Raw genomic sequence first — 753 nt, forward strand, 5'->3', positions numbered from 1 at the left:
CTTCTGCACCGCCCATTACCATCATGCCCACGCATGCAAACGCCACCGCGCCGCAAATCCAGTGGTAAAGTTTGGCTTTGTCGTTGAAGAAGAAATGACCGACAAAGACCACCAGCAAAGGCTCCAACCCCACCATGGTAATCGCGCTGGCAGCGGATGTATATTTCAAACCGATAAACTGGAGCATCAAAACGACAACGTAGTTGACAAAGGAAATCCACAACAACGGCTTCCATTCGCTCCGCGGAATCCTGCCCAAATGACGGCGGCACGACGGCAGCACCATCAATGCGGCAATCAACAATCGCGCCTCAACCATCAGCGTCGGATCGAGCATCTCGTAGGAATATTTGGCAGCGATAAACGAGCTGCCCCAGATTAACAGTGCGAGTATTTGGTAAAGCATGGTTCAACTCATGGTAAAAAAATTAATCGTTTCTTCTCTGGTCTTCAGACGGCCTGAAGCCTTTTCAAGCTGTTTTTATTTTGATTGTGTCAACAAATCCAAAAATATCCAACTAATGGATGAATGACCCGGCCGGCTCTTTCATGATAGGTAGGCAGCAATGCACCCTATTCCTCTCTATTACAACAAACCATGCTGCTGCAGCTTTTTACGCAGGGTATTGCGGTTTAACCCCAAAATGGCCGCCGCTTTAGATTGGTTGCCGCCGCATTGTTCCATCACGCAAATTAGCATCGGCTTTTCGACTTGGTGCAACACCATATCGTACACGCCGCAAGGTTCCGTAC

General features: G+C 48.7%; 2 protein-coding genes. Both read right to left on the bottom strand.

What is annotated here, in order from left to right; translation table 11 throughout:
- On the bottom strand, positions 1-406 hold a 406-nt coding region (locus tag ACTHUR_RS13700; protein WP_440399081.1), incomplete at its 3' end, for a DMT family transporter.
- Between the two features lie 180 nt (positions 407-586).
- Positions 587-753 (bottom strand): helix-turn-helix domain-containing protein (locus tag ACTHUR_RS13705; RefSeq protein WP_440399082.1); only part of this gene is annotated, 167 nt, incomplete at its 5' end.

It is taken from the genome of Neisseria sp. P0021.S007 (assembly GCF_051956855.1).